The sequence below is a fragment of the Capnocytophaga leadbetteri genome, from assembly GCF_003054025.1.
Lineage (GTDB): Bacteria > Bacteroidota > Bacteroidia > Flavobacteriales > Flavobacteriaceae > Capnocytophaga > Capnocytophaga leadbetteri.
In genome coordinates this window covers 63,186-83,657 of sequence record NZ_QBKG01000005.1, presented here as the reverse complement: position 1 = coordinate 83,657, position 20,472 = coordinate 63,186, and the positions used below count along the sequence as shown (strand labels likewise).

13 protein-coding genes and 1 pseudogene are annotated in these 20,472 nt (G+C 39.4%); 12 read left to right on the top strand and 2 right to left on the bottom strand.

What is annotated here, in order from left to right:
• Entirely contained in the window at positions 1-723 is a 723-nt protein-coding gene (gene porT / locus C8P65_RS06180) for a type IX secretion/gliding motility protein PorT/SprT (RefSeq protein WP_107782059.1), read from the bottom strand.
• Positions 724-737: 14 nt separating this feature from the next.
• Positions 738-1,472, bottom strand: a complete 735-nt coding sequence (ubiE, locus tag C8P65_RS06175) for a bifunctional demethylmenaquinone methyltransferase/2-methoxy-6-polyprenyl-1,4-benzoquinol methylase UbiE (protein ID WP_107782058.1) — start codon at positions 1,470-1,472, stop codon at positions 738-740.
• Positions 1,473-1,843: 371 nt separating this feature from the next.
• Here ubiE and C8P65_RS12355 point away from each other — a divergent pair, with 371 nt between their 5' ends.
• The 12 genes and pseudogenes from C8P65_RS12355 to C8P65_RS06115 all read left to right on the top strand — a co-directional run bounded on the left by C8P65_RS12355 (position 1,844) and on the right by C8P65_RS06115 (position 20,468).
• On the top strand, positions 1,844-2,380 hold the full coding sequence (locus C8P65_RS12355; RefSeq protein WP_107782057.1) for an RteC domain-containing protein: 537 nt from the start codon (positions 1,844-1,846) through the stop codon (positions 2,378-2,380).
• Entirely contained in the window at positions 2,340-2,669 is a 330-nt protein-coding gene (locus C8P65_RS12350; protein WP_107782056.1) for an RteC domain-containing protein, read from the top strand. The genes C8P65_RS12355 and C8P65_RS12350 overlap by 41 nt, the downstream gene beginning before the upstream one ends.
• A gap of 324 nt (positions 2,670-2,993) precedes the next feature.
• Complete coding sequence (locus C8P65_RS06160) at positions 2,994-3,404, top strand: helix-turn-helix domain-containing protein (protein WP_107782055.1); 411 nt, start codon at positions 2,994-2,996, stop codon at positions 3,402-3,404.
• A complete protein-coding gene (locus C8P65_RS06155) occupies positions 3,376-5,454 on the top strand; it encodes a bifunctional DNA primase/helicase (RefSeq protein WP_107782054.1) in 2,079 nt (692 codons plus the stop codon). Before C8P65_RS06160 ends, C8P65_RS06155 begins: the two co-directional genes overlap by 29 nt.
• Before the next feature lie 69 nt (positions 5,455-5,523).
• Positions 5,524-5,865, top strand: coding sequence for a helix-turn-helix domain-containing protein (locus C8P65_RS06150; protein ID WP_009389008.1), 342 nt, complete (start codon positions 5,524-5,526; stop codon positions 5,863-5,865).
• Positions 5,866-5,918: 53 nt separating this feature from the next.
• Positions 5,919-7,451, top strand: a complete 1,533-nt coding sequence (locus C8P65_RS06145) for a DUF3945 domain-containing protein (RefSeq protein WP_107782053.1) — start codon at positions 5,919-5,921, stop codon at positions 7,449-7,451.
• A 32-nt stretch (positions 7,452-7,483) separates the two neighbouring features.
• Positions 7,484-9,601 (top strand): annotated as a pseudogene (locus tag C8P65_RS06140) (type IA DNA topoisomerase).
• A 175-nt stretch (positions 9,602-9,776) separates the two neighbouring features.
• Entirely contained in the window at positions 9,777-10,640 is an 864-nt protein-coding gene (locus tag C8P65_RS06135; RefSeq protein WP_107782116.1) for a type IV toxin-antitoxin system AbiEi family antitoxin domain-containing protein, read from the top strand.
• Positions 10,641-10,680: 40 nt separating this feature from the next.
• Positions 10,681-11,154 (top strand): DUF1896 family protein, encoded by a 474-nt coding sequence (locus tag C8P65_RS06130; protein WP_107782052.1) that lies wholly within the window; start codon positions 10,681-10,683, stop codon positions 11,152-11,154.
• Positions 11,141-16,657, top strand: a complete 5,517-nt coding sequence (locus C8P65_RS06125) for a helicase-related protein (RefSeq protein ID WP_107782051.1) — start codon at positions 11,141-11,143, stop codon at positions 16,655-16,657. Before C8P65_RS06130 ends, C8P65_RS06125 begins: the two co-directional genes overlap by 14 nt.
• Positions 16,658-16,897: 240 nt before the next feature.
• Positions 16,898-17,965, top strand: coding sequence for a PKD domain-containing protein (locus C8P65_RS06120; protein WP_107782050.1), 1,068 nt, complete (start codon positions 16,898-16,900; stop codon positions 17,963-17,965).
• A gap of 25 nt (positions 17,966-17,990) precedes the next feature.
• Positions 17,991-20,468 (top strand): AAA family ATPase, encoded by a 2,478-nt coding sequence (locus C8P65_RS06115; RefSeq protein ID WP_107782049.1) that lies wholly within the window; start codon positions 17,991-17,993, stop codon positions 20,466-20,468.
• Positions 20,469-20,472 lie beyond the last annotated feature (4 nt).

Below are 20,472 nucleotides of genomic sequence, written 5' to 3'. Positions count from 1 at the left end.
TTATTCAAAGTTAAGACAGAATAAGAATCCTCTCGTTTTTAAGCCATTGAGATTGCCTGTCCAACGGCTGTTAGGGTCGTAGTCAGGTACTAACTCATTATTGATAGAAAACAAAGCTCTTACCGAAGGTGATACCCTAAAATAATGAGTATAGAAATCGAACCCAAAGCCGAATTCATAGAAAAATACGTTTTTAGTAGAGCGGAAAGTTCTATCGCTGTTGTCTATCGTTAGATTAGCATTACTGCTGAGGTTGAAAACCATAGAGGCTCCTGCAGTTACATAGGGTTTCACATTATACCAACGATCGGCACTAAACTTCAGTAACAAAGGTATGTAGATATAAGTAGAAGGCACTTCTCGTACGGCATCTCTACTCTCAGTAAAGTTGGGGAAAGTAAGCACGCGCTTGTTGTATACCAACCCCGGTTCAATACGTAGGTCAATATACTTGATAAGTCTCGCCTGTCCTGTAAGCCCCACATTAAAACCTATTTTTCGTTCGTTTTGTATCTCTTGTAGCTGTGGGTTGTTATAATTTAGCTCTTTGTAATCGATTTTAAAATCAAAAGTATTAGCACCAAAATAATAACCCCACTGAAAGCGTTTTTCATCAAAATGCTCTAAGTTTATCATAGGTTGTTTAAACTGAGCATAGAGGTGAAATCCACCCATACAAACAAGCAATAGCAAGAGAGTTTTTTTCAGACTTTTATTATTCATTATTATTTTATTTTCTATTTATTTGCAATATAAATGGTAGCAACCCCACCCAAAGTTTTAGGGTAATACTTAGTTTGCTGATAGCCTACCTTGTTTAATATCTCTTGAAATTTCTTTCCGTAAGGGAAGTGTATTGCCGAATTAGATAAGTATCGGTATGCCGATCGGTCTTTAGAAAACAACTTGCCTACCAAAGGCATCACATAGTTAGTATACAGATGATATCCCTGTCTAAAAGGGAACTTCTCAGGCACTGAGGTTTCTAAGACTACTAACCGACCATTAGGTTTTAACACACGTCTAATTTCAGAAAGTCCTTTTTCTAAATCTTCAAAGTTACGCACCCCAAATCCTACTGTTACAGCATCAAATGTCTCATCAGCAAAGGGCAGTTGCTCACTATCGCCTTGTACTAAGGTAATGCGGTCAGCAAGATTGCGCTTTGCTACCTTTTCGCGCCCTACCGACAGCATCCCCTCTGAGATGTCTAACCCAGTGATTTTTACCCCTTTTATTTCAGTGAGGGCAATGGCCAAATCACCTGTACCCGTAGCGACATCTAATACAGCTGTAGGGTGTATTTCAGCTACTTTCTGTACCACAAACTTACGCCATTTTATATCCGAACCCCAAGAAATAACACGGTTTAGTCCGTCATACGTACCCGATATGGTGTTAAACATTTGAGTAACTTGTTGTTTTTTGCCTTGTGCCGAATTTTCATAAGGAGTAACTGTGTTTGCTGACATACGATGCGTAATTTTTTGCAAAAATTGAAACTAAATTTATAATCTCTTCAAGATAAAGAAAATACAGGAATTACAATAAGAGTAGGTAACGATTTAGTAATGGTTCTTATTTCATTTGATTATACCTATTTTCTCAGTAACTTCTGGGTGCAAAGATACAACATCTTGACAAAATAACCAAAAAAAATTACCTTTGCACACGCAAACGTGCGCTGCTGCACGGGCTTCCATAGAAGCCCGTGCAGCAGCGCACGTTTGCGTGGAGCTAATTGTAAATCTTTTATTTAGCTATTTAAAAAAATGAAAAAAAAATAAAGTTTGCGTATGTCATTGTTTTTTCGTAATATAGCACAAATTTAAATACATTTATCATGTTTAACGTGTTTTTACACCAATTGGCTGTAAGAGAACGCCAAATCACGCTGGATGGATCCGCCGTGGTTAAAGAATCTTTAGAAATGGTACAATTCCTAAAAGACCTCTTAAAGAAGGTCAAGGAAGAGGTACTGCAACGAGGTTTTGCTGACCAAGCAGAAGAGATATACTTCTTCCGCGAGGTACAACCTCAAATGGTTAGCAGACTCATTTTCTACAATGAGGTTTACCAGATAGAAAGTAAAGCAACTTTACTCTCTACTGAGGCAGCTAAAAAGTTTCTAAAAAACAAAGAAGCCCAATGGTTTAAAGAGTCAGAGACTTTAGAAGCAACCGATTTCTTTAGTTACATTGCTTTAGGAAGAACTAATCGCGATGTAGAGTATTTTACTCGCAATTATGATTACCTTCCTCAAAGCAATGAGGGGTATTTGTTTTCTTTTGATGGAGCCTTTTCTACCTGTCGTAGCTTTGAAGTTGCTAAGATAGGGGCTGTCAAGGAACTCTCCGATTATCTTTTTTTTTCGTACTGAAGTTAAAGAAGAAAAACTACTTTTAGAAGCACTAAATCTTCAGTGGACAGGCAAAAAAAGCCAACTAGTAGAACTCATCTATGGATTACATTCTGTTGGATGTATCTCTTATGGAAAACTCCCTATTAGTCAGATTACCAAAGTCTTCGAGAAGCTCTTTAAGGTAGAATTAGCAGAGCAGTACCATGTTTTCCATCGTATGAAAGGACGTTCAAAAAGTCTCACCCCTTTCCTTGATGAAGTAAAAGCCTCTTTACTAGTTTATATAAACAACTCCAATCAAAAGTAGTTTTGCTAACTTCAAATAAAAACGTTTAAACATTTTTTAATCAGTTTTTTAGGGAAATAGACAGTTTCCCTTTTTTAGGGAGAAGGATTTATTCAAAATATTATATTCATTATTTTCAATTTAACTCTTCTATAGAAACTCCCAACACACACTTTTACCTCCATTTCTGAAAAAAAGCCCATTATAGCCCATTGGCATTTTTTAGACATTTCTTCCTATAAAAGTAGTTTATACTCCAAAAATACGTTACAATTATTTTGTAATACACTCATAACTAATAAAATAAATAAAAATCACTTCAACTGCCTTAAAAAGCACATTTCAATGGGTAGTACTTGGCAGTTTATGTTTGGTATTTGTCAGAACTTTGCCGCCGAGAATTTAACCCTATACGCAATGAATTTAATCACCATTGAAGAATCCGCTTGGAAAGCTCTTATGGAGCAACTCCAATGCATTGAAAACCGACTCAAACAAGAGCCTATTGAGTGGGATAGTTTGTGGCTCAACCAAAAAGAAATCTGTCAATATCTCCACCTAAGTGAGAAAACCCTATGGCGAATGCGCAAACGCAATGAAATCACCTACTCCAAAATCTATGGACAATATTTCTATACCTTGGGAAGCATTCGCAAACTCCTTATCAGTCAATCGGTAGAAAACACTGAAAGCTACCTGCAATCCCTCACTCAAAAAGCCAAAGGTTATGTTGAAAAAGCAAGATATTTTAAGTAAAACCGAAGGAGGGCTACAAGTCTTCCAGCACTATCTACAAGGCAACTGGCGGGTAGGTAAAAACTTTAAAAACCCTTTCTATGACGATAAAAATGCTTCCTGCAATATCTATAAGGACAGACAGGGGATTTATAAGATGAAAGATTTTGGCAACGATATTTTCAGGGGTGACTGTTTTTTCTTAGTAGGTTACCTCTATCAATTGGACTGCCGAAATGCCTCTGACTTTATCGAAATCCTAAAAATTATCAATCAAGATTTACATCTGGGTTTAGAGGAATCCACCTCTATAATTACACAAAAACCTCAAATACCTCCCACTATCACCATAGAAAGTACTACCCCAGAAACTAAAAAATTTATCTCTTACCAATTCACCCAAAAAACCTTTACCCAAGAAGAGTTAGCCTATTGGCAAAAGTATGGCATCACTCAAGAAATCCTAAACAAGTACAACGTGATCTCTTTGCAAAGCTATTCAAGTACCAACAAAGACGGCAAACCTTACACTATTACCTCCACCTATAACGAGTGGATGTTCGGCTACCTTTTTAAAAAACACTTAAAGGTCTATCGTCCCTTTTCTAAATTGCGTTTTCTCTACGGAGGAAGCCCTCAAGATTACTGCTTTGGTGAGTCACAGCTACCACTACAAGGCGACATTCTTTTTATCACCGCAGGTGAAAAAGATGTAATGAGCTTAGCCAGTAGAGGCTTTTCGGCTATCTGTTTTAATAGTGAAACAGCTCACATTCCTTCACAAAAACTCCAAAAGCTAAAAATGCGATTCCGACATTTAGTCCTTTTGTTCGACAGCGACGAAACAGGTAAAAGAGCCTCCTTAGAGCAACAAGCCCTATTAGCACCTTTAGAAGTATTTCGTTTAGTTTTACCTCTTTCAGGTACTAAAAAGGATAAAGATATATCCGATTATTTTGCACAAGGTAAAATGGGTAGAGACCTATTGCAACTCTTTTATCAGACCCTTAGCAAACACTATGAAGAAAGCCTATCACTGCTTAAAAACTGCGAAATCCAATGGGATAAACCTCCCCAAAAGCAAGAAACAATCATCTCTATTGGCAAAACACCCGTAGGAGTACAGAGTAGTTTATTGGGTATTACAGGAGGCGAAGGTACAGGCAAAAGTCATTATGTAAGTGCCCTCATTGCAGGTTGTCTTAACAGTAAGAACCTTCCTATTGACACATTGGGCACAACGCTACTGCCTTGCCCCAAAGATAAAGTGGTGCTATTTTTCGATACAGAACAGTCTCAAGACCAACTCTATCAAAATATTAGCAAACTGCTTAAAAGAGCTAAACTAACCTCTCTTCCTGATTTGCTACACGCCTTTTGCCTCACCCAACTCCCTCGCAGAGAGCGATTAAAGGTCATTCGTGAAGGCTTGGAGAGTTTTTACTACCAATGTGCAGGAGTGCATTTGGTGGTTATAGATGGTATAGCCGACCTTATTGGCGCTGTGAATAACGAGCAAGAAAGCGTGGAACTCATAGAAGAGCTTTACCTTTTGGCAGGTAATTACAAAACCTGTATCGTATGTGTGTTACACCTCACCCCCAGCGGACTTAAACTCCGTGGTCATTTAGGCTCTGAACTACAACGCAAAGCAACAGCAGTGCTTTCTATCGAAAGGGAGAAGAACAGTCCTATCTCAGCGGTCAAACCGATGAAAATCCGCAATGGTAGCCTTAGCGATACCCCACAAATACTTTTTAGATGGAACAATGAACTGGGAATGCATAGTTATGTAGGCAATCAGAAAAACGAAGACCAAAAACCCAATAAAGCCAGTACCTTAGCCTCGTTAGTTTCTCCTCTTTTTAAAGAGCGAACTTTGTGGACAGTTCAAGAGCTGAACATAGAAATTCAAAAACGAACTGATGTAAAGGAACGCACCGCAAAAGGTTATATCCGCACCTTAAAGGAAATGGGCATTTTAGTCCCTCAAGAGGGAAATGACCAACTCTTAGGAATGGGCAGTGTGCTAAAAGAACTTTTGGAGGATAACAAGAACTCACAAGGATAAGAAGAACTTTTAGGTGTTCTAAGATTAAGACCTAACAATCGAAGTATTAAACAAATATAAATATAAAAAATGGAAATCGACAGAATAGAATTTATAGCGTGGATGGAACGTATTATGGATCGTTTTGATTTGCTTAAAGAGCAAATAGACAAAGCTGAAAAACGCAAAAACAGCTTGGATGGTGAGGAACTCTTGGACAATCAAGACTTGATGCTCACCTTTAAAATCTCTGCACGTTCCCTGCAAAGGTATCGCTCCAATGGCAAACTGCCTTATTATACCATATCAGGCAAAATATACTACAAGCTTTCGGATGTACATCAATTTATCCGAGAACATTTCAGTGTGCCAGTAACAGCCTTAAAAGCCAAAAACGGAAATACTATGCCTAAAAAGGACAGCCTCTCTTAGACGTCTTACAAAGGGAGTAATTTTACCCCCAAATTAAAAAAGATGTTTAAATAATGGCAGAAAATCAACACGCCGATACGGCAAATTACGACAATCAAATCCCAGTGGATGAACAACTATCTGATATCCTACTAGTATTTGACAAAGAAGAAAAACAGCTTAAGGCTGTAAAAGGAATTGATGAGAAAGGAGAGTTAAAAATGGCTCCTGCTGACAGCAAATCCTTGGATGACTTTATGAAAGTAGACAAGCAAGGTAATATGCTGTCTAATTTCTTTAGCAACTTTATGCGCCAAGCTCAGAACCCTTCTCGTTTTTCTTTCTTTAAAATACCGATAGAAAAATCGGTAAATACGATAGAAAAACTTCAAAACCATCTGGCAAAGCTCACTGAAAAGGGTAAGGAATACCTCAAGAAGTACGAAGTATCTCCTGAGCAGTATATCAAACAAGAGCAAAAAGCAGCTACTCTAAAACAAGAAGGAGAGACTGCCGTTGCTCAGACCCCTCCTGAAGCTCCTGCTCAAGCACAAGTACAAGAAGCTCCTGCTCAAGCGCAAGCACAAGAAGCTCCTGCTCAGGCACAAGCACAAGAAGCTCCTGCTCAGGCACAATCTCAAAATACTCCTGCCCAAGAGGAACTCAAGTACAACCCTGATGCTATTGATTGGGAAACGCTACAAAACTTAGGGGTGAGTCGAGAGTCTTTAGAGAAGAGGAACCTATTAGAGCCCCTCTTAAAAGGTTATAAAACCAATGAACTGGTACCTATTAGTTTCAATTTAGGCTCTACAGTAACCCGCTTTGATGCTCGTCTGTCCCTAAGAGAAGTTGATGGAAAAGTAGCAGTAGCCATTCACGGGATGCGCAAGGAACCACAATTGGATTATCCTTTCTTTGGTCACGAGTTTTCAGAAGAGGATAAAAAGAACCTGCTTACCACAGGAAATATGGGACGTACAGTTGAGCTTACCAATAGTAAAACTCAAGAGAAAATCCCTTCTATTATCAGTATTGATAGGCTCACCAATGAAATCATTGCCTTGCGCAGTGAACATATCAAAGTCCCCGATGAAATCAAAGGAGTCAAACTCTCTGAGGAGCAAAAACAAACGCTCAAAGAAGGCAAGCCTCTGTTTGTCGAGGGAATGACCTCTAAAAAAGGAGAGCCTTTTAACGCAACTGTGCAGTTCAATGCCGACAAGCGTTATGTGGAATTTCTTTTTGAAGACAAAGCTCCTAAACTTGCTAATCAAGAGAAACTCACTGAGGCTCCTACAGTCATACGAGGGGTAACTCTTACCGAAGAACAACACAAGGAACTGAGCAAGGGTAATCCTATTTATTTAGAAGGTTTACAGAGCAAAGCCGGTAAAACTTATAGCGGTTATTTTACTTTTGACAAGGACAAAGGCAAGGTAGAGATGAGCTTTAACAATCCTCAAAAGGACATTACTGATAAAGTTTCTTCTACCAAGCAAAAAGCTGAAACTTCTAAAGCCAAAGAAGAAAAACGCCCTCAAAAGCAATCAGAAAAAACAGCTCAAAAAGAAACTGCTAAGAAGTCGAAGGGACGCAAAGTATAACTCTAATTTTTAACCTCAATACACGTAGAAAAATGAAAGTTATATTAGCAGAAAAGCCCAGTGTGGCAAGAGAGATTGCCGCTATAGTGGGGGCAAGTGAAAAACAAGATGGATATTTGTTAGGTAATGATTATGCTGTTACTTGGGCATTGGGACATTTAGTGCAATTAGCCCTTCCAGAGGCTTATGGTTGTGTAGGATTCCACAGAGAACACCTACCTATTCTACCTCGCCCCTTTATCTTGGTACCCAAACAAATTCCTGAGGATAAGAAAGGTTACAGGTCAGACCCTATGGCTTTAAAACAGCTTAAAATCATTGATAGCCTTTTTAAGAAGTGTAGTTCCATTATTGTAGCCACCGATGCAGGTCGTGAAGGAGAACTGATCTTCCGCTATATCTATGAATATTTGCACTGTCAAAAACCTTTTTAAAGGCTTTGGATTAGCTCCTTAACCGAAAAAGGTATCAAAACAGGACTTGCCAATCTGCAAGAAGGAAGTGCTTTTGATTTGCTGTATGCCTCTGCTCAAAAGCGTAGTGAGGCTGATTGGCTGGTGGGTATCAATGCTACCCAAGCCCTGAGTATAGCGGTAGGTGAAGGGATTTATTCCTTAGGTAGGGTGCAAACACCTACCTTAGCAATGGTTTGTAAAAGATTTTTAGATCACACACATTTTCAAAAGAAGCCTTTTTATCAATTACGACTCAAGCACCAAAAAAGCTATACTGATTTTTTCAGTATCTCAGCTAAAATTGAGGATAAAAAAGAAGCTGAAGCCTTACAAAAACAATTAGAAAAGTCTCCTATGGCCGAGGTGATTTCCACTGAAAAAGAAGTGGTAAAAGAACAACCTCCTTTGCTCTATGATCTAACAGGTCTTCAGAAAGAAGCTAATAAAAAATGGAACTTTTCAGCCGATGAGACCCTGCAAATCGCTCAAAGTCTCTACGAGCAAAAATACATTACTTACCCACGTACTGGTAGTAAGTACATCTCAGAGGATGTATGGGAAGAAATCCCACAGCTGATACGTTTGTTACAAGAATGTGAGGCATACACCAACGAAGCTAAACTTGTGAAAATTGGGGCGCTGAATAAGAAGATGGTTAATGATTTGAAAGTAACAGACCATCACGGACTTCTTATTACAGAGCGCTTTCCTACCAACCTTACGGCAAAAGAAAATACTATTTACAAGATGATTGCCACCCGACTTTTGGAAGCGGTATCTGAACCCTGTGTAAAAGAAGTGCAAAAGACTCTACTGGAGGCTCTGCACACTGACTTCTTGGTAAAAGGTGTTCAAGTGTTACAAGCGGGTTGGCGCGCTATCGGTGGTTTTTACTCTGATGAAACTGCCAAAGATAGTGAAAAAGACAATGAAGGTGATAGCAATCAAGTGCTGCCTGAACTTGTACAAGGAGAAAGTATAAAGATTAAAGCCGTTGAAATCCTTTCTAAGACCACCCAACCTCCTGCTTTATATACCGAATCAGGACTGTTGGGGGCTATGGAAACAGCTGGAAAGACCTTAGAAGATAAAGCGCAACGTGAGTTATTACAAGGAGCAGGTATAGGTACTCCAGCCACACGTGCCGCTATTATAGAGACGCTTTTAAAGCGTAATTATATTGAACGCAAACAAAAGTCTCTTATTCCTACCGATAAAGGAATGCAGGTATATGAGTGGGTAAAATCACTTACAATAGCCGACGTTGCCCTTACAGGCGAATGGGAAAGTCAATTGCAAAAGATAGAACAAGGAGAGCTCTCTCCCGATAGTTTTTCTTCGGATATGGAAGCCTATACCCATAGTCTTACTGATACGTTTTTGGCTATGGATATACCCCAAAAAGAAAAACTCAAAATCACCTGTCCTAAATGCAGAAATGCTTCCTTATTACTGTTTGAAAAGGTAGCCAAATGCCCTGATGAGGACTGTGGTTATGTGCTTTTTAGGAATGTATGTGGCAAATCTCTTACTGATGAGTTGCTCAAAACGCTCTTTGAAAAAGGAAAAACACCTCTGATAAAAGGAATGAAAAGCAAATCAGGCAGCACTTTCGATGCCTATATATGTCTGAAAGAAAATGGTGAAACTGCCTTTGAGTTTCCTGAGAAAACTTTCAAAAAACGAAAATACTAACAAAGGTTAGGTAAACTTTCAGTAAAGAAAGTCTGTGAGCTAACACAACTGATTATGTACCATATCCTAAGTGAAGTTTAGTCCTCCTGTTGATAACTTTTTGTTCCAATATATTTGCTCTTTAGAAATAATATAGTACTTTTGCAAATGTTTTGCAATGATATATATTTTCAATATGAAGGGACTAACCATACGAAAGTGGATACAATCATTGGAGGAAAAGGGTATTTACAGCTTTTCTATGCAGGAGCTAAAAGAGGTATTTGCTCACCTTAAAGAAAAAACTATTCTCAACACTTTAGGGAGACTTAAAAAACAAGGAAAGCTCCTGCCTCTTTGGAATGGCATCTATAGCATCGTCCGTTTTGTGGACATTGGTAATGCTACTGATAACAAAGCTATCAGAGAAGAGGGAAAACCCTATTTCTACATTGAAACACTGATGCAACACCTAAAAAGGGAATACTATGTAGCCCTGCTCAGTGCAGTAGAAGTACATCTATCTCCCAAAGAGGCTTTACAGGCAAATGAAATTACAGTGATAACCTCCTTACCTCCGCTGAGAGATTCCTTTAGGGGACAAAGTAAGATTCGTTATCTTGTCAAAAATGATATCAAAAACTTAAGAGAAATAGGAGTAAAAAGAAAAACCTTACCTTTTTCTATAGAGGAAAGAACTTTACGGGTAGCCTCTTTGGAGCTCACTGCGGTTGATTTGCTCCTCTATGAAAAAGAGATAGGAGGCATTCAAAAAGCAGTAGAGGTAATTCAAAGGATTAAAAACCACCTGAGTTGGCAAGAGCTTCCTACAGAGGTAATCTTCTCTACACCTGTCTCTATTTTCCAGCGCTTGGGTTATGTTCTTTCTTTTATCAAGGAGGAAGAACTGGCCGAGAGGCTCAAAGAGAGAGTTCTTAGCACTGGGAAAAAATTTAGAAGAACCCTTTTAAAAACAGATGTCCCAGAAAAGGGAAGAGAACCTTTTTGCCCTATTTGGAAAATCGTGGTAAATATATCTTTGCAGAACGACACTTTGTAAAAATTAAAATTTGTTGAACCCATTAAAAGTAATTTTAACAATGAAAGAAACACAAACCAAACCCCAGAACACTGACAACACCTTAGGGTCATTGTCTTATTACGAGTTAAGACTCAAAGAGCTGTTACAAACGAGTTTTCCTAATCTTTTAGCAAATACAGCCTTTATCAAGGACAGAAGTGAGTATGCTGCGCAGGCTTACCAAGAGGCTTTTGAGGCGGGTATCAGTATTCCTGAATGTGATAAAATAGCCTCAGGAGTACTCTTCGATGGGCTCTTCTTCTCTCCCTTTGATATGATTTTTGAGGTCGTTTCTCAGGAGTTCGACACTCAATTAGCTGATGAGGATTTGCGCCCCTTTGCTCTAAAAATCTTCCCAGAACTGGTTCCTTACTTTAAAAAGTACGAGAATGAAATCGATGAGGATTTTCAGCACTCTGCTGCCTATCAATCCCTCTACACAGAACTTACGGGTGCCATCGAACTATGGATAGAAGAAAATGGCATATCTTAAACGACTGAGCTTTAATCGCAATGCTCGTGCACTGGCATTGGCTTTCGATTTAGAGAAGCAAAAGCGCACGCTTCTAAGCCAAGAAGAGCGAGAACTCTTGCAACACTATTCAGGCTTCGGGGGATTGAAGTTTATCCTCAATCCCCACCAGTCTGAAGCTGATTTAAAGTACTGGTCAAAAGCTGACCAAGTCTTTTGGCAAGATGTAAGGAGTCTGTATGCCCTTATTAGAGAACATTCCACTGATGAAAGGCAATGCCAAAACTATGTACAAAGCCTTAGAAATTCTGTGCTAACGGCTTTTTATACCCCAATGCGTCTTACTTCGGCTATCGCTTCAGCAATAAAAGAAACAGGCGTACCTCTGCAAACAATGTTAGAACCCTCGGCAGGAGGAGGCAATTTTATCCGTGCTTTTAAAGAAGAGCACCCTTCTCTTGCGGTTACTGCTTTTGAAAAGGACTTACTCACAGGCAAGGTGCTCTCTCATCTTTACCCCGAGGAGCAAGTACATATCGATGGCTTCGAACAAATCAGCCCACTGAAAAGGAACCAATTTGATTTGGTAACCAGCAACATCCCTTTTTCCGATACTGCTGTCTTTGATTTGAGTTACTCTCGTAGTAGCGATCCTGCTAAGGTACAAGCCTCCCGTAGGGTGCATAACTACTTTTTCTTAAAGGGCTTGGATATGGTAAAGGAAGGAGGACTCCTAGCCTATATCACCTCCCAAGGGGTAGCTGATAGCCCTCAAAATGAGATTATCCGCCAAGCGATGCTCTCCAATGCGCGCCTTGTCTCTGCCGTACGCCTGCCTAACAACCTCTTTACCGATTATGCAGGTACCGAAGCAGGAAGCGATCTTATCATCTTTCAAAAAGACAGTCAAAGAGGCGCTTTAAACTCTATAGAAGAGCAGTTTTGCAATACAGCAAGGCTACCACAAGGGATGCTACAAAACGAGTATCTTTCACAAAGAGAAAACGTTATTTGTACGGATGCTCTTGCAGGCACCAACTTATACGGACAGCCTGCAATGGTCTATACCCATAGTGAAGGAGTAGAAGGTATTGCCAAGGAGGTAAAAGAAAGAATCCTAAGCGATTTTAAAGCACATTATCTATCGCCTGAAACAGCACAACAAAGCCAAACAACACAAATTAGGCTACAAGAGGTTAATTCACAAAAAATTGAGGTAAAGGAAATTGAGGTAAAAAAGGTTGAACGGCAAGAATTTATTGAAATTGAAAGCAAAATCAACGAGCCTTCCTTTACTATTTCCAATGCTAATCTCACCTCTAAAGAGTCAAAAGAACTTAAGAATCAAAAAGTTGAACCCAAAGTCGTTCAGCTAAGTCTCTTTGATTTCCTATCAGAGCAGGAAGCTACCGCTACTTTAGCAAGTCCTCCCAACATTTCAGCAAAAACAGTCCCTACTATACCCACAGGAGCTAAAAAGAAAACAAAGAAGAAAACAACTACCTCTCAATTAGGGAATGCTCAAAAGTTGGACTTGTTTTCTTTTACTTATCCTGTCAATCAAGGGAATGAAATAGAGGTGCTTTCAAAAGCTTCTCCTGCTTTGTATTACACGCCTCCTGCGGTATCATTACTAAAAGAACCTGTACCTTTTGAGGGAGAATATTTACCTCATTTCAGAGAAGATACTTTGGTAGTACAAGCCGATACGGTGGGCTTTTTGCAAGATCTCAATAAGAACAAAACAGCTGCTACCTTTGTGCCTCTTGCGCTTTCTTCTTTGGAAAGACAAAAAGCCATTGCCTATATCGCTCTGCGTGATGCTTATTCTGACTTGTACCATAAAGAGGCTACCACCTATACCCCTTATCCTACGGAAAGAGAAAATCTTAATGCCCTTTACGATACTTTTGTCAAGAACTATGGTCGGCTAAATAGTGCTGATAATATCAAGCTAATAAAAACCGATGCCTCAGGCGCTGAAATCCCTTACTTAGAGCGTATCAAAAACGGTGTTTATCAAAAGGCAGATATCTTTCACAAGCCTGTGGTATTCTCTCTGAGGAAGAATGAAAACATTTCTACTGAAGAGGCGCTACTCACTTCCCTAAGTGAATTAGGCAGGGTGGATATTCCCTACATAGCTGAGCTTTCTAACACCAATGACGAAGAAGTCAAAGCACAGTTACAGGGCAAACTCTTTTACAATCCTATAGAAGACGAATACCAAATTGCCCAAAAGTGGCAAGCGGGGGATGTCTTTACTAAAATCAAAGCCGTAGAAGCATATCAAAATACTCACCCTGAACATCCTAAGCAATCAGAAATTGAGCACGCTTTAGAGGGACTCAGGCAGGTAATTCCTACCCCTATTCCTTTTGAAGAGTTGGATTTTAACTTGGGAGAGCGTTGGATCTCCCCACAAATCTATAGTGATTTTGTCTCTTCGCTTTTCGATACCAAGGTAGGTGTGCAATACAGTGCTCAAACCGATGAGTTTTCAGTGGAATGTCGACAAAAGAACTTACATATCTGGGAGAAATATGCTGTAAAAAGTGAGAGCAGAACCTACGATGGTATTGCCCTCTTCAAAAACGCCTTGGTAAATACCACCCCTGATATTACCAAGAAAATAAAGATAGACGACAAGGAAGTCAAGGTGCGCGATATGGAGGCAATTCAACTGGCAAACAGCAAGATTGATGAAATACGCAATGCTTTCCCTCTGTGGCTTTTAGAGCAGAGTCAGGAGTTTAAAGACCGCTTAGCTGAGCAGTACAATCAGTCTTTTAACTGTTTTGTACGTCCGCAGTACGATGGTTCTTTTCAGTCCTTCCCTGGACTTGATAGAGAAAGTTTAGGCATAGAGGATTTGTATGATAGTCAGAAAGATGCTATTTGGATGATAAAGCTCAACAATGGGGCGATTTGCGACCACGAGGTAGGTGCTGGTAAAACCCTTATTATGTGCTGTGCCGCTCAAGAGATGAAACGCTTAGGATTATCGCACAAACCGATGATTATAGGGCTTAAAGCCAATGTACACGAAATAGCCGAGACCTATCGCCGTGCCTATCCTTTTGCTAAAATCCTTTACCCTGGCAAGGAGGATTTTACCCCTCAAAAGCGTTTGCGTATCTTTGGAGACATCAAAAACAATGATTGGGATTGCGTGATTCTCACCCACGACCAGTTTAAGATGATACCACAATCCCCCGAGGTGCAACAGAGCATTTTGCAAGAAGAACTCCAAGATGTTGAAGAGAGTCTTTGGCAGTTGGAAAAACAAGGCAGTGAAGTCTCTCGCGCGATGATTAAAGGAATGTACAAGCGTAAAGAAAACCTAGAAGTAAAGCTCAAAACCTTAGAACACGACATCAATGAGCGCACCGATGATACAGTAGATTTTAAGATGATGGGCATTGATCACCTCTTGGTAGATGAAAGCCATAAGTTCAAGAACTTAATGTTCAATACAAGGCACGATAGAGTGGCGGGATTGGGCAATTCCCAAGGCAGTCAAAAAGCACTGAATCTGCTTTTTGCCTTGCGAACTATTCAAGAGCGTACAGGCAAGGATATGGGGGCTACTTTTCTATCGGGCACAACTATTTCCAATTCACTTACTGAGCTTTATTTGCTCTTTAAGTACCTGCGTCCTCAAGCCTTAGAAAAGCAACAAATTCACTGTTTCGATGCGTGGGCAGCGATCTATGCCCGTAAGACCACCGATTACGAATTTTCAGTTGCTAATAACATTGTACAGAAAGAACGCTTTCGCTACTTTATCAAAGTACCCGAATTAGCACAGTTTTACGCCGAAATAACCGATTATAAAACCGCAAAGGATGTTGGGATAGACAGACCCGAAAAGAACGAAATTTTACACAATATACCTCCTACACCCGAGCAAGAGGTATTCATTCAAAAACTAATGGAGTTTGCCAAAACGGGTAATGCAACCCTCCTGGGGCGTGCGCCACTATCCGAGTCCGAGGAAAAAGCCAAAATGCTTATCGCAACTGATTATGCCCGTAAAATGTCCTTAGATATGCGAATGATCTCCGATAAGTACGAAGACCATCCTGATAACAAAGCCTCTCATTGTGCGATGAAAATCAATGAATATTATCAAAAATACAAAGCACAGAAAGGGACTCAGTTTGTCTTTTCTGATTTGGGCACTTACAAGCCCAACGAGTGGAATCCTTACACTGAAATCAAACGCAAATTAGTAGAAGACTATGGCATTCCTGCCCACGAAATCCGTTTTATCCAAGAGGCTAAAAACGATAAAATGCGCAAACAACTCATCAGCGACACCAACGAGGGCAAAATACGGGTACTCTTTGGATCTACTGATATGCTTGGTACAGGGGTCAATGCACAGAAAAAAGCCGTTGCTGTACATCACTTGGATACCCCTTGGCGACCCAGTGACCTACAACAAAGGGACGGACGTGCCATTCGTAAAGGCAATGAAGTGGCTAAATACTTTGCCGATAACAAGGTGGATGTAATTATCTATGCCGTTGAAAAATCTTTGGACTCATATAAGTTTAATCTACTGTTTAACAAACAGCTGTTTATCGACCAGCTTAAAAACAACAAGTTGGGCAAACGAACCATTGATGAGGGAGCTATGGACGAAAAGTCGGGAATGAACTATTCTGAATACGTGGCTATTCTCTCAGGAAACACTGATTTGCTCGAAAAAGCGAAGTTGGAAAAGAAGATTGGGGCTTTAGAGAGTGAAAAACAAACGTTCTTACGCTCTAAATATACCTCTAAAAACCGTTTAGATAATCTCTGTAGCGATTTGAAAGCCCTACAAGATCGCTTGTATCGTTTTCAGACGGATTGGCAAAACTTTTCAGATAAAGCGGTGCGCCGAGAAGATGGCTCGGTAGTCAATGCTTTGCGTTTGGAAGGCTTAGACGAAAAGAGCAGTGTAAAGCAGTTAGCGCAGAAGTTACAAGATTATGCCCAAAACACCCGTACCAAAGGCGAATATCAAGAAATAGGAAGTATCTATGGTTTTCAGATATTAATAAAGACTGAAGTCTCCAAAAAAGACGAACTTGACCTAAAAGAAAACCGCTTTTTTGTACAAGGAGAAGGTGGTATCAAATACACCTACAACAACGGACGATTGGCAAGCGACCCTAACCTTACTGTGATGAATTTTGTCAATGCCATTGAGAAAATCCCAGCAATGATGGAAAAGGAAGAAAAAGAGATTGCCCTTATCCAAAAGGACATTCCTCTTCTAAAGGAAATCATCGAGAAAGTATGGGGTAAAGAAACACAGCTCTCCGAACTTAAAACTGAGCTCTCAGCCCTCGATAGGAAAATACAACTTTCACTCTCCTCCGATACTCCACAAGAGGTACAAGAGGCAGAAGAACTCAATAAAGAACTATCGCAAGAGAGTCAAAAAAGCGAAACTCAAGAAGTTTCAACTCCCACGGAAGAGTTTGTAAGAGAGACTCTTAACAGAAATTCACGAGGCTTTAAAATGTAACGTTCATTCCTTTAATACCTGTATATCTCCATTTTGAAAACCAGCAAAACATCAGTTCTGCTGGTTTTCTTTTTTCTTTTACTCTTACTTGATAAATAAGGGATTGCAAATAATTTTGCAAAGATCTTGTGAAAATAGTTTTATTTTTTGTTTGGCTGTTTCACAAAAAAATACTAATTTGCACCGCAAAGAGAAATTTTAGCCAAAAATAGGCTGACATAATAAAAAAAACAATATTATATGAATCATAAATCTACTGGTTTCCTCCCTAAATTTGACCCTAAAATCTATTGGAGTTTTGGAATTCTCCTTTGTCTTGGTATTTTCTTATTCATTTTTCAATGCTCTCGTCACATAGACTGTCAGGAGGCTAACTTCTATGTCTTTGCTGATAACTATGCGGTGAAGGAAGTAATTGAGTTTGGTGATAAAACCAAAAATGCCAAATTGTGGAAATGGGATTTTGGCGATGGATCTCCTGCAGATTTTAGGCAACGCACTTTCCATACCTATGAAAAGACAGGTGAATATATCGTTACTCTTACCATCAATGGCTCTTGTACGTCTCAAAAAGTGCTTACTATAACCTCTTTGAACCAACAAATAGGTTATTTGCCTATTATCAAAGCCCCTGATGTTGTCTTCTTAGGAGAGACTATTAATTTTATAGGGCAAAAACAAGGAGGTATTTCTTTTGAGTGGAGTTTTGGAGAGACTTCAGCCACCGATGCCATTGGAGATTCAGTAACTTATAAGTTTAAACGTGTGGGACAAAAAAAAGTAACTCTCATTGTTAATGGTGATTTAGACCATATTGCTACCAAAACCATTTATGTAGCTCCCAAACACGTAGTAGCTAAAGATCCTATTGATATGGAAAGCTATGAATACGAACAGCCCCATAGTGATTTTTCACTGCCTATGGGCAAAGCACAGAAAGACCCTTTGGTAGATATGCTCACCAATATTCCCGTTGCTCCTAAAGACCCTAAGCAAGAGGAAACACCTTCTCCTGCCAATAAAGTACCTGATATTTCTAATGAGCAATTTATCTTACTTCTTAACGGGGTCGCTTCACAAGCTAAGACAAAAGATGATTTTAAAGAATATCTTTGCGAGAATTACCAAGTGCCTGTAGTTATCAATGACGATAAAATTGTACCCTTTGTACAGTTTTGTAAAGAGATTTCTGGAAAGAAAATAAAAATAGAAACATTACGTCTGCAAAAAGACGTTAATAATACTTGTATCCAAAATATCCACATTTACTACAGAGTAAAAGGAAAGATATTCTGGAAAAAGGGATAATAACAATCATAAAAAATACAAAACAATGGAAGAAAAGAAATTGAGCTATGCCCCAGAGGTTACTAAAGCATTGGAAATAGCACAGAAAATAGCTCGTGAAAATATGAACGCTCGTTACTCTGGCGGACACTTATTGAAAGCCGTTCTCAACAGAGATTTACCACTTTTAAAGCTCTTGGAATCTAAAGGTGTTGATGTGTTCTATTTAGAAGAATGGGCTGAAGTGCGCATTGAGGAAGCTCTAAAAGCCACCAACACTTATTCCTGCGACCCCGATGAAGTGATAGACACTATCTTCACTGAAGCAGAAGCTATTCGGGAAATTTTAGATGAGGAGGAAATCTCCTTATGGGATGTATTTGTAGCATTGAGTACTCAGGGAGTAGCTTTTAATTTCGACCAAATGAAAACTTATCCTGTAACACGTGCTGAACTTTTGGAAACGATTCCTCTTTCTGCTACCTCTACCGAAAAACCTTTCTCTTCTGCTCCTCTTTCTTCCGCAGCTAAAGGTTTTCTGCAAAAATACTGTGTCAATAAAAAAGATATCCTCAAGGCTAAAGCCTCAAAAGAAATACCTGTTGGCAGAGTTGCCGAAACTCAAAAAATTACCGAAATACTGTGCAGATTTAGCAAACAAAATGTGTTTATCATAGGCGATTCAGGTATAGGAAAAACTACTCTTATCAATAGTTTTGTACAGAAGGTTATAGCGAGTCAAGTCCCCGATGTGTTGTCTAACTTAGCTGTATTTGAATTGGATATGGGAGCACTCATTGCGGGTGCTTCCTACAAAGGTGAAATAGAAGACCGCATCAAGAACATAGCCCAAGAACTCAAGCAATATCCTAAATCAGTACTTATCATCGAGGAATTACACGCACTTTTAGGTAACTCTTTTGATTCCTCTATGGCAAATCTACTTAAAAGTGAACTTACCAAAGGACTCACTGTCATAGGCACTTCTACTATCGATGAATTTACCAAGAAAATAGAAAAATCAGGTTTAGAACCTTTGTTTGAAAAGATAGAATTGCAAGAAAGTGATGATGAAACCCATTTTAGAATGTTACGTCAAACCCTTTCAGCTTATGAAAACCACCATCACATAGCCATAACCGATGAGGCAATTTGGGAAGCCATACGCCTTTCTAAAAGGTATTTAAAAGAGAAAAGTCTGCCTGCCTCAGCCATAGACCTCATAGATCATACAATGTCAGTTGTGAAAACAGCAGGAGCATCTTTCTTAAAAGAAAAAAATGCCTTGCTTACACAAATAATTCACTTGGAGGACAATACACAAGTTTTTACAGAAGAGCAACGCAAAAAGAATGCAGCTTGGTTATTGAACGATATCAAACAGCGTATTCCCTTTTTGTTAGATGCCTCTACTCTTTTAGAAGAAGAACAAACTGCTACTTTTGAAACTGCTGATAACCTATTGAGCTATGGACGCAAACTCATTACCGAAGCTGAAAAAGTAGCTCAAGAAAAACGTTCTCACATCACCGAATGGGATTTAGCCGTACTCATCTCTCAAAAAACGAATATTCCTATAGGCAAACTTAAAGAAGAAGAAAAGCAGCGTTTGAGTGATATGGATGCTATTCTTTCCGAGCGGGTAGTAGGGCAAGACCACGCTATTGCTATTATCAGTGAGGCTGTACTCGAAAATCGCTCCGGATTGAGCAAAGCAGGACAACCGATAGGTTCTTTCTTCTTTTTAGGACCTACAGGAACAGGGAAAACAGAATTAGCTAAATCTTTAGCAGAATTCCTTTTCCAAGATGAAAACGCCATTATCCGTTTTGATATGTCTGAGTTCAAAGAAGAACACTCAGCAGCCTTACTCTATGGGGCACCTCCAGGGTATGTAGGCTATGAGGAAGGTGGTTTATTAGTGAATAAAATCCGACAAAAGCCCTACTCTATCGTACTTTTTGATGAGATAGAAAAAGCCCACGCCTCCGTATTTGATGTATTTCTACAAATAATGGACGAAGGGAAGTTGCACGATCGTTTGGGTAAAGAAGGTGATTTCTCTAATGCCATTATCCTCTTTACCTCCAATATAGGCTCTGACTTTATTGTCAAATCCTTTACTGAGGGAAATATTCCTTCCTCATCTACTCTTTTAGAGATAATGAGTCGTTATTTCCGACCTGAGTTTTTGGGACGTCTTACCGAGATAGTACCTTTTGCACCTATTAGCAAAGAAAATGCTCTAAAAATCTTTGAAATACATTTAAAAAAAGAGCTTTTAAACCTAACAGAGGGTATAAACATCTCACTCAATATTACTCAAGAAGTAAAAGAGCATTTAGCAGAACAAGGCTATGATGCCACCTATGGAGCTCGTCCTTTAAAAGGTATCATTCGCGCCAAATTACGTCGTCCTTTGGCTAAGAAACTTGTAGCAGGTGAATTTAAAGAAGGAGATACTATAGAGGTACTCTGGGAAAATAATGAAGTCGCTTGGAAAAAATCGAACATAGCCGAATAAATAG

Coding starts and splice junctions, on each gene's coding strand:
- porT (WP_107782059.1), bottom strand. CDS start 723: ATGAATAATAAAAGTCTGAAAAAAACTCTCTTGCTATTGCTTGTTTGT.
- ubiE (WP_107782058.1), bottom strand. CDS start 1,472: ATGTCAGCAAACACAGTTACTCCTTATGAAAATTCGGCACAAGGCAAA.
- C8P65_RS12355 (WP_107782057.1), top strand. CDS start 1,844: ATGTTTAACGTGTTTTTACACCAATTGGCTGTAAGAGAACGCCAAATC.
- C8P65_RS06160 (WP_107782055.1), top strand. CDS start 2,994: ATGGGTAGTACTTGGCAGTTTATGTTTGGTATTTGTCAGAACTTTGCC.
- C8P65_RS06155 (WP_107782054.1), top strand. CDS start 3,376: ATGTTGAAAAAGCAAGATATTTTAAGTAAAACCGAAGGAGGGCTACAA.
- C8P65_RS06150 (WP_009389008.1), top strand. CDS start 5,524: ATGGAAATCGACAGAATAGAATTTATAGCGTGGATGGAACGTATTATG.
- C8P65_RS06145 (WP_107782053.1), top strand. CDS start 5,919: ATGGCAGAAAATCAACACGCCGATACGGCAAATTACGACAATCAAATC.
- C8P65_RS06135 (WP_107782116.1), top strand. CDS start 9,777: ATGAAGGGACTAACCATACGAAAGTGGATACAATCATTGGAGGAAAAG.
- C8P65_RS06130 (WP_107782052.1), top strand. CDS start 10,681: ATGAAAGAAACACAAACCAAACCCCAGAACACTGACAACACCTTAGGG.
- C8P65_RS06125 (WP_107782051.1), top strand. CDS start 11,141: ATGGCATATCTTAAACGACTGAGCTTTAATCGCAATGCTCGTGCACTG.
- C8P65_RS06120 (WP_107782050.1), top strand. CDS start 16,898: ATGAATCATAAATCTACTGGTTTCCTCCCTAAATTTGACCCTAAAATC.
- C8P65_RS06115 (WP_107782049.1), top strand. CDS start 17,991: ATGGAAGAAAAGAAATTGAGCTATGCCCCAGAGGTTACTAAAGCATTG.